We start from the raw sequence: 12672 nt of genomic DNA on the forward strand, positions 1-12672 counted from the left end.
GCGCGCCCCAAGCCGTAGCTCAAAAAGAACCGGAGGACATGTCCGATGAGCGTCACCGTTCGCATCCCCACCATCCTGCGCACCTACACCGGCGGGCAGGCCGAGGTCGCCGCCGAGGGGGCGAATCTCGGCGAGGTCATCGCCGATCTGGAGAAGAACCACACCGGGATCGCCGCCCGGGTGCTGGACGACCAGGGCAAACTGCGCCGGTTCGTCAACGTCTACGTCAACGACGACGACGTGCGGTTCGAACAGGGGCTGGAGACGGCGACGCCGGACGGTGCCGGCGTGTCGATCATTCCCGCCGTCGCCGGCGGCTGAACCGGTCGACCGGCTTGATTGTTACCTTGGGTAACGACGGTCACTGAGAGTTTATTGAATTGCCCCCTCCGTGAGAGAAGCGGAGGGGGCAATTCTGTGTGGTTGAGCGGGGTACAGTTGGGGAACGCGATCCCGATCCGTTGATCGGAACCCTGAATTCCTGCCGCGAGTCCGACAAGATGTAGCCAAAGTGTGCGCGTCTTTCGCGGCTTTTGTTCCCTTTGTGGAGCCCGACTTGCCCTGAATTCAGGCGAACTCTCCCCACATTCCGGACCCTGCGCGTCCAGAATTCTCGTCCGATTGACCTGTTGCAGACGGCAGTTGGACAGATACATTCAGCCGCGGTCGACGCGTTCCGGCGCACGCCCCCAACCGTGGGGGGTGAGGTCTGACCCGGGTCCGCGAAGTGTGGATCTGTGCAAGGGCCAGTAATAGGGGAGTTAGGCATGGCTCAGGGCACCGTCAAGTGGTTCAACGCGGAGAAGGGGTACGGCTTCATCGCGGTCGACGGTGGTGCGGATGTTTTCGTCCACTACAGCGCGATTCAGATGGACGGCTACCGCACCCTTGAAGAGGGCCAGCGGGTCGAGTTCGAGATTTCGCAGGGCCAGAAGGGACCGCAGGCCGACATGGTTCGCGTCTCTGCCTGAACGCGCACCACGACCAACGCTCAAGCGACCGGTCTTCTCAGAAGGGCCCGTACCCCCCCGGGGTGCGGGCCCTTCCGCGTGTTCGAAGGGCCTGGCCGGCGGCGTTCGCGGGCGGCTGACGGCCTCGCGCGTCCCCGGGAGGCGCATGCGCCCGCCCGTCACCCGACCGCCACCCCACAACGAGCACTCGCTACGCGAGCGTGCCTTGCACTCTCGGGGGTCGAGTGCTAATCATTGCGTTAGCACTCTGAAGGTGAGAGTGACAACGTAAGGACCGGGTCGGTGAGGCCCACGGACCGGATGGGGCAAGGAACCAGCCGGTCGGGGCCGTCCGTCGCGGGCGCGGGCGCGGTCCGAAGTAATCACCCCCAGTCCTGGAGGGACCACTTCACATGGCCAAGATCATCGCGTTCGACGAGGAGGCGCGGCGCGGCCTCGAGCGCGGCATGAACCAGCTCGCGGACGCCGTGAAGGTGACGCTCGGCCCCAAGGGCCGCAACGTCGTCCTCGAGAAGAAGTGGGGCGCGCCCACGATCACCAACGATGGTGTCTCCATCGCCAAGGAGATCGAGCTCGAGGACCCGTACGAGAAGATCGGCGCCGAGCTGGTCAAGGAAGTCGCCAAGAAGACGGACGACGTCGCCGGTGACGGTACGACCACCGCGACCGTGCTCGCCCAGGCCCTGGTCAAGGAGGGCCTGCGCAACGTAGCCGCCGGCGCCAACCCGATGGCCCTCAAGCGCGGCATCGAGCGTGCCGTCGAGGCCGTCTCCGCCGCCCTGCTGGAGCAGGCCAAGGACGTCGAGACCAAGGAGCAGATCGCCTCCACGGCCTCCATCTCCGCCGCCGACACCCAGATCGGCGAGCTCATCGCCGAGGCCATGGACAAGGTCGGCAAGGAAGGCGTCATCACCGTCGAGGAGTCCCAGACCTTCGGTCTGGAGCTGGAGCTCACCGAGGGTATGCGCTTCGACAAGGGCTACATCTCGGCGTACTTCGCCACCGACATGGAGCGTATGGAGGCCGTCCTCGACGACCCGTACATCCTGATCGCGAACTCCAAGATCTCCAACGTCAAGGACCTGCTCCCGCTCCTGGAGAAGGTCATGCAGTCGGGCAAGCCGCTGCTGATCATCGCCGAGGACGTCGAGGGCGAGGCCCTGTCGACCCTGGTCGTCAACAAGATCCGCGGCACCTTCAAGTCCGTCGCCGTCAAGGCCCCGGGCTTCGGCGACCGCCGCAAGGCGATGCTGCAGGACATCGGCATCCTCACCGGCGGCGAGGTGATCTCCGAGGAGGTCGGCCTCAAGCTGGAGAACGCCACGCTCGACCTGCTGGGCAAGGCCCGCAAGGTCGTCATCACCAAGGACGAGACCACCATCGTCGACGGTGCCGGCTCCGCCGAGCAGGTCCAGGGCCGGGTCAACCAGATCCGCGCCGAGATCGAGAACAGCGACTCGGACTACGACCGCGAGAAGCTGCAGGAGCGCCTGGCGAAGCTCGCCGGCGGTGTCGCGGTCATCAAGGCCGGTGCCGCCACCGAGGTGGAGCTCAAGGAGCGCAAGCACCGCATCGAGGACGCCGTGCGCAACGCCAAGGCGGCCGTCGAGGAGGGCATCGTCGCCGGTGGTGGCGTGGCCCTGCTCCAGGCCTCCCAGGTCTTCGAGAAGCTGGAGCTCGACGGTGACGAGGCGACCGGCGCCAACGCCGTGAAGCTCGCGCTGGAGGCCCCGCTGAAGCAGATCGCCGTCAACGGTGGTCTCGAGGGCGGCGTCGTCGTGGAGAAGGTCCGCAACCTCCAGGTCGGCCACGGCCTGAACGCCGCGACCGGTGAGTACGTCGACATGATCGCCGAGGGCATCATCGACCCGGCGAAGGTGACCCGTTCCGCGCTGCAGAACGCCGCCTCCATCGCCGCGCTGTTCCTCACCACCGAGGCCGTCATCGCCGACAAGCCGGAGAAGGCCGCCGCGCCCGCCGGCGGCGGCATGCCGGGCGGTGACATGGACTTCTGATCGACCTGACGGTTGATCAACGTCCTTACCGAGGGCGGTACCTCCTGTTCCGGCAGGAGGTACCGCCCTCGGGCGTGTCCGGGGTGCGGCCGGGGCGCGTGTCCGGGATCACAGCGGGGGTGGGATGGCCCGGGCGGGGCCCGATGGTTGAAGGTGTTGTCCTATGCGCATGCACATACCTGCCGGTATCCGAAAGTGAGCCCCCACGTGACAGTCGCCGCCTCCGCTTCCCGCGCCGCCGAAATCCTGTCCCGGCCCGTATCGCTGGGCGGCCTGACCGTTCCGAACCGGATCGCGATGGCACCGATGACCCGCATGTTCTCCCCGGGCGGTGTGCCCGGTGATGACGTCGTGTCGTACTACGCGCGCCGCGCCGCCGCCGGAGTCGGCCTGATCGTCACCGAGGGCACCTACGTCGGCCACGAGTCGGCCGGCCAGAGCGACCGCGTGCCCCGGTTCCACGGCGATGAGCAGCTCGCGGGCTGGGCGAAGGTCGCCGAGGCGGTGCACGCCGCGGGCGGCACGATCGTGCCGCAGCTCTGGCACATCGGCATGGTCCGCAACCAGGGCGAGCCGCCCGTCGCCGACGCCCCCGCCGTCGGCCCCTCCGGCCTGCGCATCGGCGCGAGCGAGCCCACCGGCAAGGCCATGACCCAGGCCGACATCGACGCCGTCATCGGCGCGTTCGCCGAGGCCGCGGCCGCCGCCGAGCGCATCGGCTTCGACGGCGTGGAGCTCCACGGCGCCCACGGCTACCTGCTCGACCAGTTCCTCTGGGAGGGCACCAACCGCCGCACCGACGCCTACGGCGGCGACCGGGTCGCCCGCGCCAAGCTCTCGGAGGAGATCGTCGCGGCCGTCCGCGAGACCGTCTCCGCAGACTTCCCCGTCATCTTCCGCTACTCCCAGTGGAAGCAGGAGGCCTACGACGCCCGCCTCGCCGAGACGCCCGAGGAGCTGGAGGCCATCCTGACCCCGCTCGCGGCGGCCGGCGTCGACGCCTTCCACGCCTCCACCCGCCGCTACTGGCTCCCCGAGTTCGACGACTCCGACCTCAACCTGGCCGGCTGGACCAAGAAGCTCACCGGCAAGCCCGCCATCACCGTCGGCTCGGTCGGCCTGAACGGCGACTTCATCAAGGCCTTCCAGGGCCAGGGTGCCGAACTGGGCGACCTCGACAACCTCCTCGACCGCTTTGAGCGCGACGAGTTCGACATGGTCGCCGTCGGCCGCGCCCTGCTCCAGGACCCGGAGTGGGCCCGGAAGGTCCTCGACGGCCGCCTCGAGGACCTGGCGCCGTACAACCCGGCGTCGCTGAAGACCCTCAGCTGACACCCGTCACCTGAGGCTCTGGATCTGCTTGCGTCAGTCACGGACACTGACCGGGCGCCTGTTCACCGGCATCCCGCGAGGAGATCCAGATGACGACGACCGAGTCCCGCCCGCCGACGGGCGGCCCTTCGAACGAGCCCGCACCGGTGGTCCGTACGACCACCGGTGCGGTCCGGGGCCGCAGGGAGGCGGGGCTCGCGGTCTTCCGCGGCATCCCGTTCGCCGCACCCCCGGTGGGCGAGGCCCGCTTCATGGCCCCGCGCCCCGCCCCCGCCTGGGACGGCATACGGGACGCCCACGCCTTCGGCCCGCCGCCCCCGCAGGACCTCGGCAACCTGGGCGGCCCGGGCCTGCTCGACGTGCCCGAGGGCGACGAGTGGCTCACGGTCAACGTCTGGACGCCCGAGCCCGACCCGGCGGCCCGCCGCCCGGTGATGGTGTGGATCTACGGCGGCGCCTACAAGCTCGGCCACTCCGGCAGCCCCGGCTACGACGCCCGGCACATCGCCACCGACGGCGACGTGGTGGTCGTGTCCCTCAACTACCGCCTGGGCATGGAGGGTTTCGCCTTCATCGAGGGCGCTCCCGCCAACCGCGGACTGCTCGACCAGGTGGCAGCCCTGGAGTGGGTGCGGGACAACATCGAGGCGTTCGGCGGCGACCCCGACCAGGTCACGGTCTTCGGTGAGTCGGCCGGTGCCGGTTCGGTCGCCTCGCTGCTCTCCATGCCGCGCACCGCCGGTCTGTTCCGGCGGGCGATCGCGCAGAGCGTGCCGGGGACGTTCTTCTCCGACGCGCTGGCCCGGGACATCGGCGCCGCCCTCGCCGCGGAGGTGGGCCTGCGCCCCACGGTCGCCGACCTCTCGACGATCGCTCCGCACCGACTGACCTCGGCCGGTGAGACGCTGAGCGCCAAGATGCTCCAGTACGTCGACCGCTGGGGCCAGGCGGCGCCCACGGTCACGCCCTTCTCCCCGGTGGTCGACGGCGAGGTCCTGCCCACCATGCCGTGGCAGGCGCTGGCGGCCGGCTCGGCGAAGGACGTCGACCTCCTCGTCGGCCACAACCGCGACGAGTACCGGCTCTTCATCGCCATGGCGGGCCAACTGGGCCAGATCACCGACGAGAGGGCGGTCTCGGCCCTGCGCCTCTTCGCCCCTGGACCCGACGGCGAACAGGCCTACCGCGCCGCCTTCCCCGATGCCTCCCCGAGCGAGCTCTACGAACGCGTCCAGACGGACTGGCTGTTCAACATGCCGTCCCTGCACCTGGCCGAGGCCCAGCGCGCGGGCGGCGGCAGCGCGCACCTCTACGAACTGACCTGGCCGGCCCCCGGCAACGGCGGTGCGCTCGGTGCCTGCCACGGCCTGGACATCCCGCTGCTGTTCGGCACGTACGGGGCGGACCTGGGGCTTCTGCTGTTCGCGGGCGTGGAGCCGTCCGCCGAGGCGCTTTCGCTGTCGTCCCGCTTCCGCGCGTCCTGGACGGCGTTCGCGAGGACGGGCGACCCGGGTTGGCCGGCGTACGACGACGAGCGGCGGCTGGTGCAGGTGCTGGACGCGGAGCCGGTGGTCACGGCGTATCCGGAGGAGCGGTCGCGGCGGCTGTGGGAGGGGTACGAGTTCCTGCCCCTGCCCCTGCTGTAGCCCGGCCGGTCAGAGGTTGCCCATCGGCTCGATGTCCACCTTCACCGGCGTCCCCCACACCCGCAGCACCTCGTAGTCGGTGAACTCGTGCACCAGCCGGTACGCCATGGCGGCCCGGGGAGCCTTGCGCTGGGCGTTGATGAAGAGTTCGGCCTCGCGGCGGTCCCGGCGCGGGGTCCCGCACAGCTGCCAGGTCTGGCCGTTCCACAGCTCCGCAAGCCAGCGCTGCTGGGGCTGGGGGCGGTCGCCGCGTACGCCGTAGCGGGACGGGACGGGTTCGGTGGGCTGGTACTGGGGGGCCGGGCCGTTGAACTCGTTCCGGCGGGCGGCCCTGCGCCGCGTCTCGCACAGCAGGCACAGGTCGGGGGCGGCCTCGTCCACGGGGCCGTTCGGGTGCTCGGGGCAGCGGGTGCTGGGCGCCGCGTTCGAGACGCTCTCCTCCAGCAGGTCCAGCGCGCGCTTCAGGTCGGCCTTGACCTCGTGCAGCTTGGCGTCCGGGGTGTCGGCGGTGAGGGCCTCCCCGTGCTCGCCGAGGAGTCGGAGGGCGCGGCCTAGGGCGGTCAGCTGGGCGTGGTTCATGGTGCCCATTGTCCTCAGTCGGCGTAGTCCTTGAGCTTCTCGGTGTCCAGGGTGATGTTCACGGGGGCGGGCAGCTCGACGGTGGCGCCCCAGGGGTGTCGGGAGATCTGCTGGTAGCGGCCGTCTTTCGGTTCGCTGTGGACGGTGAGTGTGTTGTTGTCGCGGTCGATGAGGAGGTAGACGGGGATGTCGGCCGCTGCGTAGCCGACGGGCTTGTCGATGCGGTCGCGTTGATCGGTGTCGCGGTCGTGGGAGGTGATCTCCACGGCCATCAGGGATCCGTCGGGGTCCGACCACTCGCCATCGCCTCGGAAGTGGTCCACTGGCACCAGAGTCCCGTCCGTGCGAGCGCGGCCCTTGCGGTAGGCCTCGGCCTTGACACCGGACTCGGGCACGAGGTCCAGGTCAGGCCGGTGTTGCATGCACTGGCGCAGCAGCCACATGAAGATCGAGCGGTGGTTGCCGTCCGGCACAGCTTTGACCTCTACCTTTCCATTGATGTACTCGAGCCGCACCGTCTCGGGCGCTACCGCGGCAAGCTCCTCGAACTCGTCCACGTCGAGCGGGCCGTGCCGGATGCACAGTCGCCCGCCCAGGAACTCCAGCCTGTTCCGGATCTCCCTCGGAGCCCTGCTCACGAGTTCGTCGAAGGCCTCGACATCCATCTGCGGGCGGTCGGTCGTGTCTCGGGTCATGGCTTCGCCTCCTTCCCTCCATCGTGCCCCGGGCTGGTGGCGCCGGACCGTAGGAGCCGTCATGTGTGTGCCCTCTCTTGTCGTCGTCGGGACATCGCAGCGCGGATCTGGGCCGCGTGGGCGTGGACCGTGGGGTCGGACAGGGGCGCGGGGGGTTGCGCGGGGGTACGTTCGCCCCGGCAGGCGCTGCAACGGCCCCCTGGCAGGGTTTCCGGACGCCCCGGCGCGCCGCAGTTCGCGCACTCCAGGACCCGTAGGGGCGGGCGTGGGGCGGGTGGAGGCGGGAGTTTGCTGGTCAGGCGGTTGCGGACCAGGGCGGCAGGGTGGTGGACGGGTGTCGGCAGGCCGGCCGTGAGTGCACGCAGTACGTCGTCCTCCGAGGCGCCCCGCGCGAACCAGTCAGTCACGAGTGGGGCGAGTGCCGCGCAGTCGGCCTGGGAGAGGGACAGCACGGGGGCCGTGCGGCCGAGGGCGGCCAGGAGGATGTGGGCCCGGGAGCGGGTGGGGCGCGCTGCCTGCCGCGGTACGTCGCCGCGGGTGAAGGCGGCCCACCAGTCGTCATCCCGAGCGGTGCGGGTGAACCACGTTCGGGTGATCCAGCGGGAGCTGCCGTCGTCTGCCGTCACGCACTCCCGGCCTCGGCGCAGGTGGCCTGCCTGCTGGAGGCGGTTGAGGGCGGTGCCAAGGGCGCACTGGCCGTACGGGAGCTGCTTGGCCAGCGTCTTCACCGAGATGTCGGCGCCGTCGGGGAGCCGGTCGAGGTAGGCGGCGATGGCGGCTTCGCGGGGTGGGAGGTGGGCGAAGTCGTGGTTGGCGCGGGGGAGTTGGTCGGGGGTGGAGCGCTTGCCGTAGCCGGGGTTGGCCATCGGGTGCGCGCACGGGGCGGCAGCACTAAGCTGGGACTCAGCCATGGGATCGAACCTGTTTTTCGATGCCGTTGGTTAAGCCCCCGCAGGTGTTGGCGCACCGGGCGGGGGCTGTTGCTTGTCCAGGAACGTTAGAGGTACGTGACTGTCCGTGGCAAGCCGGACGCGTCGCGTCAACTCGCCGGGTGGGAGGGTGGGTTGAGCCCTCCACCCGTTCCTTGAAAGAGAGCTCGAAGCCCGGCTCCCGAAGCTCAGGCCGTTTCGTCCTTGAGGTTCTCGACGAACGCGGCCCAAGCCGTGGCCCGGAACACGAGCTTCGGGCCGTGGGGGTTCTTGGAGTCGCGGACGGGGATCTCCAGTTGCCCGATGAACGACCCGCTCACGAACAGCCGTTGGCCCGGTTCCTCCTGGCTGAGGCCGGCCTTCTCGCGGGCGTGGCGCGGCTCGGCGCCCAGGAGGGCTCGAGGGGAGGAGGACGGGTCGAGGTCCCTGGCTCGGGGCATGGGCAACTCCCTGTCGCACACATGGGGTTGTCGGAACGCCGTGTATGGCCAGGAATCCGGCGGACGGCCGAGCAACTCACTGACGTGCTGCGCTCGTCGCCCGTGCGGGAGACCCTGCGGGCTCGCGTGCGGCAGGTCAACCGGGAGCCGAAGTCACGGTGACGTAATGGTGGCCGTCCTTGCCGTCTTCGCCGCCCACTCACGCTGGTGATCCTGTACACGGCGGTGCATCACGCCATCCGGCGGCGGCGCACGCTGCCGGTCGTGGTGCGCAACCTCGACATGAGCGGCGGGCATTCCGCAGTCGCCCCCACGTCCTCGGGCCGGACCGCCCATCGAGGACGAGCGGCGGGTGGTCGTGGGGGCGTGGGGGCGTGACGGCTCAGTCGCGCGCCGCCAGGGCGGCCCGCAGGTGCCCGTGGGATTCCTCCAGCAGGCGGGCCGCCGTCGGGCCGTCCACATCGGCCAGGAGGGTCAGGATCGCGTTCTTCACCTCGCCGTCCGTGGCGGTCAGAGCCCGTTCGATCTCCTCGTCGGGGGCGCCGGTGGCGAGGGCGACGATGCGGTGGGAGCGGGCGCGGAGCTTGTCGTTCGAGGCGCGGACGTCGACCATCAGGTTCCCGTAGGTCTTGCCCAGCCGGATCATCGTGATCGTCGAGAGCATGTTGAGGACGAGCTTCTGCGCCGTGCCGGCCTTCAGGCGGGTGGAGCCGGTGAGCAGTTCGGGGCCCACGACGATCTCGATGCCGTGGTCGGCGGCGGCCGCGAGCGGGCTGTCGGGGTTGCAGGCGAGGCCGATGGTGAGGGAGCGGTGGTCGCGGGCGTGTTCGACGGCGCCGATGGCGTACGGGGTGCGGCCGGAGGCGGAGATGCCGACCACCGTGTCGTCGGGGGTCAGGGCGAGGCGCTCCAGGTCCGTCTTGGCCAGTTCCCGGGAGTCCTCCGCCCCCTCGACCGAGGTGACCACGGCGTCCGGGCCGCCCGCGATCAGGCCGACGACCCGGGAGGGGTCGGTGTTGAAGGTGGGCGGGCACTCGGAGGCGTCCAGGACGCCCATCCGGCCCGCGGTTCCCGCGCCCGCGTAGAGGAGGCGGCCGCCGCGGGCCATCCGCTCCGCCACGGCGTCGATCGCGGCGGCGATCTGGGGCAGCCGGGCGGCGACCGCCCCGGCCACGGTGGCGTCCTCGCCGTTCATCAGCCGCGCGATGTCGAGGGTGGGCAGCCGGTCGATGTCCGCGAGTTCCGGCCGGAAGGCCTCGGTGGTCAGGGACTCCAACTCGGTCCTGAGATCACGGGGGTGGGAGGTGGAGGTCATGGACGGCTCTTTCCGTGTCTTTCCGGTGCTGGGCGGGGCGGCTGCCTCAGGAACGATGCCGGTGGGCCAACGCCTCGTACGACGCCGAGAGCGCCGGCGCCGCCGTCTCGTACGTCCGCTGCGCCACCCCCACGAACAGGCAGTCCACCACGAGGAGCTGACCGGTTCGGGATGACATGGCCGCCGGGCGCAGTTCGCTCTCGCGTGCGGTGGACGTGGTGAGGACATGGTCGGCGTACTGCGTGACCGGGCCGTCCGGGCGGCCGGTGATCGCCACCGTCGTCGCACCGCGCTCGAAGGCGACCCGCAGCGGCTCGATGACGTCTCCGGTCGACCCGGAGTGCGTGATGGCGATCGCGACGTCGCCCGCGCGCAGTTGCACGGCGTTGGTGACGGCGAGGTGCGGGTCGCTGTGGGCGTGCGCTATCAGCCCTATGCGCAGCAGCTTCTGCGTGAGGTCCTGGGCGACCAGACCGGACGCGCCGACGCCGTACACGTCGGTGCGGCGGGCCGTGGTCAGCGCGGTGACGGCCGCGCCCAGTTGGACGGTGTCGAGGCCGGCGGCGGTGTCGGCGAGGGTCTGCTGCTCGTCGTAGGCGAGCTTGGCGACCACGTCGGCGATCGGGTCGTCCACGGCGATGTCCGTCGTGATGGCGGGGGCGCGGCCCGACTGCTGCTGCGCGGCGAGGCCGGCGAGGGCCAGGCGCAGGTCGCGGTAACCCGGATAGCCCAGCAGGCGGGCGGTGCGTACGACGGTCGCCTCGCTGGTGCCGGTGAGTTCGGCGAGGCCGGTGACCGTGAGGGCCGCACAGCCGGCCGGGTCGCCCGCGACGGCCTCGGCGACGCGCTGCATGGAACGCGTCATCGACGGGCCCAGCGTGCGGACCTTGGCCGCGAGGGCGGCGGGGGCGGGCGGGGTGCCGCTCGCCCCGGAGGGCCCGCCACGCTCACTGGCGAAAATTTCCTTCACGTATCGGGTCACGATTGAAAGATATTTTCGGAGCGGCGTCGGGGTCAAGAGTGCGCACAATGGGTGCATGGAACCCATCAGCCCCCTGGAGCAGGCGCTGCACGCCGCGCGCGCCCTCGTGCTGGCCGATCTGGTCGCGGGACGCGTCGCCGAGGCGGATGTCGTGTCCCTGGTCGAGGACTCCGTCACCCAGCGGCGATGGTGGGTCGAGCAGTGGCCCGAGGGCGCGCGGTACGTGGCCGGCCTGGTCGCGCAGGACGTCCAGGACGCCCTGCTGGAGCGGTACGGCCGCTGGCCGCTGTGCCCGGTGTGCGGCACCGGCGAGCCGCACGCCCTCGACGTGGAACCGGAGTTGGGGCCCGATCCGCACTGGGTGTGCAGCGATGCGGGCGTGAAGGTCGCCGCCGTGGGGTCGCTGGGCGAGGCCCTCGGCGGTCCGGCGTCCTCGTGAGGCCCTCGTGACGATCTACATCGACCCGCCGACCTGGCCCGGCCACGGCCGCATGTGGTCCCACCTCGTCAGCGACGTCTCCTACGACGAACTCCACACCTTCGCCGAGCGCCTCGGCGTCCCCCGCCGGGCCTTCGAGCGCGACCACTACGACATCCCCGACCAGCGGTACGCCGACGCGGTGCGGGCCGGGGCCGTGGAGGTCAGCAGCCGCGAGGTGGTGCGGCTGCTGCACGGGGCGGGGCTGCGGCGGCCCAAGGGGCGTCACCCCACGCGGGATTCGCGCAGCTCGTAGGTCAGGTGCTCGGGGTCCTCGGCGACCTGGGTGAACCCGGCCCGCGCGAGCACGTTCTGCGAGGGCACGTTGTCCCGCTCCACGGTGGCGACCACGGTCCGCACCTCCTGCCGGCCCAGTGCCCAGGCCGACAGCGCGCGCAGCGCCTCGGTGGCGTAGCCGTGGCCGCGGGCGCCCTCGACCAGGTCGTAGCCGATCTCGACCCGTCCCGTCCCGTCGGGGACGCTGTGGAACCCCATGGCGCCGATCGCGCGGCCGTCCTCGCGCCGGACGAGCACGTACATGCCCCACTCCGGCCGGTGGACCCCGTCCTCGTACTGCTTGTACACCAGCCCGGCACCGACCCGGGTGCCTTCGATCGGGCCGCCCTCGATCCACTCGAAGCCGCCGTCGCCGACCGTGGACAGATCGGTGGCCGCCGCCGGGGTGACGCCCTGGAGAGTGAGCCGCTCGGTGCCGATCACCAGGTTGTTGTTCCAGCGCCACTCGGTGACCGGGGCGCGGCCGGCCAGTTCCCCGCGGCCGGTGGCCCACAGCAGGGTCGGCCACGGGGTGGGCCCGGGCTGGACGTGCGGGAAGATCCGGGGGAGCACGAAGTCGCACAGCTCGGGCGCCGGTTCGTACGACAGGCCCAGCCCCTCGGCGATGTCGTGCGTGTGCAGCAGCACCTCGACCACGCCCATCGCGGCGAACCCCTCACGGTTCGCGCTGCGGAACGGGTACGGATGGAAGGCCCGCACCTCGCGCGGGGTGGTGCGGACGGCGGCGGCGAGCAGGGCCCCCATCGCGCCGATCACCCGCACCGCACCCGCGTTGTCGGTCCCCTCCTCCAGCGAGAGCTCGAACGGCGCGTACCCGTCCTGCTCCCGCCCCGCCAGCTGCCCCGCGTACGCGATGAGATCCTCGGCGATGTGCACCGCCGTCGTGCGGCAGTCCCACTCCAGCCGCCCGGCCCGTACCCCTTCCCAGTCCCGATCGGTGACCGCCCCCAGCACGCTCATGCACTCGGCGACGGCCTGCTCCACCTGTTCCGC

The 12672-nt window shown here is 70.9% G+C and carries 14 protein-coding genes and 1 pseudogene; 7 read left to right on the top strand and 8 right to left on the bottom strand.

What is annotated here, in order from left to right:
• Nucleotides 1–45 precede the first annotated feature (45 nt).
• From ACIRDU_RS35000 to ACIRDU_RS35020, 5 genes are all read left to right on the top strand, one after another.
• Nucleotides 46–321 (top strand): MoaD/ThiS family protein, encoded by a 276-nt coding sequence (locus ACIRDU_RS35000; protein WP_003991133.1) that lies wholly within the window; start codon nt 46–48, stop codon nt 319–321.
• A 446-nt stretch (nt 322–767) separates the two neighbouring features.
• On the top strand, nt 768–971 hold the full coding sequence (locus ACIRDU_RS35005) for a cold-shock protein (RefSeq protein ID WP_010035953.1): 204 nt from the start codon (nt 768–770) through the stop codon (nt 969–971).
• 392 nt (nt 972–1363) lie between these two features.
• Complete coding sequence (gene groL / locus ACIRDU_RS35010) at nt 1364–2986, top strand: chaperonin GroEL (RefSeq protein ID WP_403587435.1); 1623 nt, start codon at nt 1364–1366, stop codon at nt 2984–2986.
• Nucleotides 2987–3193: 207 nt separating this feature from the next.
• Nucleotides 3194–4318, top strand: coding sequence for an NADH:flavin oxidoreductase (locus ACIRDU_RS35015; RefSeq protein WP_403587438.1), 1125 nt, complete (start codon nt 3194–3196; stop codon nt 4316–4318).
• 89 nt (nt 4319–4407) lie between these two features.
• Nucleotides 4408–5964 carry a carboxylesterase/lipase family protein gene (locus tag ACIRDU_RS35020; RefSeq protein WP_403587440.1) on the top strand — a complete coding sequence of 519 codons (1557 nt, stop codon included), beginning with the start codon at nt 4408–4410 and terminating at the stop codon, nt 5962–5964.
• A 9-nt stretch (nt 5965–5973) separates the two neighbouring features.
• On the opposite strand, the gene ACIRDU_RS35025 is transcribed toward ACIRDU_RS35020, so the two are convergent.
• The 7 genes and pseudogenes from ACIRDU_RS35025 to ACIRDU_RS35055 all read right to left on the bottom strand — a co-directional run bounded on the left by ACIRDU_RS35025 (nt 5974) and on the right by ACIRDU_RS35055 (nt 10904).
• Nucleotides 5974–6543, bottom strand: a complete 570-nt coding sequence (locus ACIRDU_RS35025) for a hypothetical protein (RefSeq protein WP_403587442.1) — start codon at nt 6541–6543, stop codon at nt 5974–5976.
• Between the two features lie 14 nt (nt 6544–6557).
• Nucleotides 6558–7238 (bottom strand): Uma2 family endonuclease, encoded by a 681-nt coding sequence (locus ACIRDU_RS35030; protein WP_403587444.1) that lies wholly within the window; start codon nt 7236–7238, stop codon nt 6558–6560.
• 59 nt (nt 7239–7297) lie between these two features.
• Nucleotides 7298–8149: a hypothetical protein gene (locus tag ACIRDU_RS35035; RefSeq protein WP_403587447.1), complete on the bottom strand. Its 852-nt coding sequence runs from the start codon at nt 8147–8149 to the stop codon at nt 7298–7300.
• Nucleotides 8150–8355: 206 nt separating this feature from the next.
• On the bottom strand, nt 8356–8472 hold the full coding sequence (locus ACIRDU_RS35040; protein WP_403587671.1) for a DUF397 domain-containing protein: 117 nt from the start codon (nt 8470–8472) through the stop codon (nt 8356–8358).
• A pseudogene (locus tag ACIRDU_RS35045) lies at nt 8446–8607 on the bottom strand (transcriptional regulator); the annotation flags it as partial. The pseudogene ACIRDU_RS35045 and the gene ACIRDU_RS35040, both read right to left, overlap by 27 nt.
• Nucleotides 8608–8989: 382 nt before the next feature.
• On the bottom strand, nt 8990–9922 hold the full coding sequence (gene murQ, locus ACIRDU_RS35050) for an N-acetylmuramic acid 6-phosphate etherase (RefSeq protein WP_403587449.1): 933 nt from the start codon (nt 9920–9922) through the stop codon (nt 8990–8992).
• 46 nt (nt 9923–9968) lie between these two features.
• A complete protein-coding gene (locus ACIRDU_RS35055; protein ID WP_403587452.1) occupies nt 9969–10904 on the bottom strand; it encodes a MurR/RpiR family transcriptional regulator in 936 nt (311 codons plus the stop codon).
• A 55-nt stretch (nt 10905–10959) separates the two neighbouring features.
• Here ACIRDU_RS35055 and ACIRDU_RS35060 point away from each other — a divergent pair, with 55 nt between their 5' ends.
• Entirely contained in the window at nt 10960–11343 is a 384-nt protein-coding gene (locus ACIRDU_RS35060) for a hypothetical protein (RefSeq protein WP_403587453.1), read from the top strand.
• A 7-nt stretch (nt 11344–11350) separates the two neighbouring features.
• Entirely contained in the window at nt 11351–11638 is a 288-nt protein-coding gene (locus ACIRDU_RS35065; protein ID WP_403587456.1) for a DUF4031 domain-containing protein, read from the top strand.
• Here the strand turns inward: ACIRDU_RS35065 and ACIRDU_RS35070 are convergent.
• On the bottom strand, nt 11608–12663 hold the full coding sequence (locus ACIRDU_RS35070; protein WP_403587674.1) for a GNAT family N-acetyltransferase: 1056 nt from the start codon (nt 12661–12663) through the stop codon (nt 11608–11610). The genes ACIRDU_RS35065 and ACIRDU_RS35070 overlap by 31 nt on opposite strands.
• Nucleotides 12664–12672: the final 9 nt, after the last annotated feature.

It is taken from the genome of Streptomyces sp. NPDC093598, assembly GCF_044764825.1.
Lineage (GTDB): Bacteria > Actinomycetota > Actinomycetes > Streptomycetales > Streptomycetaceae > Streptomyces.

Bases quoted from the DNA above. Each gene is read 5' to 3' on its own strand.
- groL (WP_403587435.1), top strand. From the start codon at position 1,364: ATGGCCAAGATCATCGCGTTCGACGAGGAGGCGCGGCGCGGCCTCGAG.
- murQ (WP_403587449.1), bottom strand. From the start codon at position 9,922: ATGACCTCCACCTCCCACCCCCGTGATCTCAGGACCGAGTTGGAGTCC.
- ACIRDU_RS35060 (WP_403587453.1), top strand. From the start codon at position 10,960: ATGGAACCCATCAGCCCCCTGGAGCAGGCGCTGCACGCCGCGCGCGCC.
- ACIRDU_RS35030 (WP_403587444.1), bottom strand. From the start codon at position 7,238: ATGACCCGAGACACGACCGACCGCCCGCAGATGGATGTCGAGGCCTTC.
- ACIRDU_RS35005 (WP_010035953.1), top strand. From the start codon at position 768: ATGGCTCAGGGCACCGTCAAGTGGTTCAACGCGGAGAAGGGGTACGGC.
- ACIRDU_RS35035 (WP_403587447.1), bottom strand. From the start codon at position 8,149: ATGGCTGAGTCCCAGCTTAGTGCTGCCGCCCCGTGCGCGCACCCGATG.
- ACIRDU_RS35020 (WP_403587440.1), top strand. From the start codon at position 4,408: ATGACGACGACCGAGTCCCGCCCGCCGACGGGCGGCCCTTCGAACGAG.
- ACIRDU_RS35025 (WP_403587442.1), bottom strand. From the start codon at position 6,543: ATGAACCACGCCCAGCTGACCGCCCTAGGCCGCGCCCTCCGACTCCTC.
- ACIRDU_RS35000 (WP_003991133.1), top strand. From the start codon at position 46: ATGAGCGTCACCGTTCGCATCCCCACCATCCTGCGCACCTACACCGGC.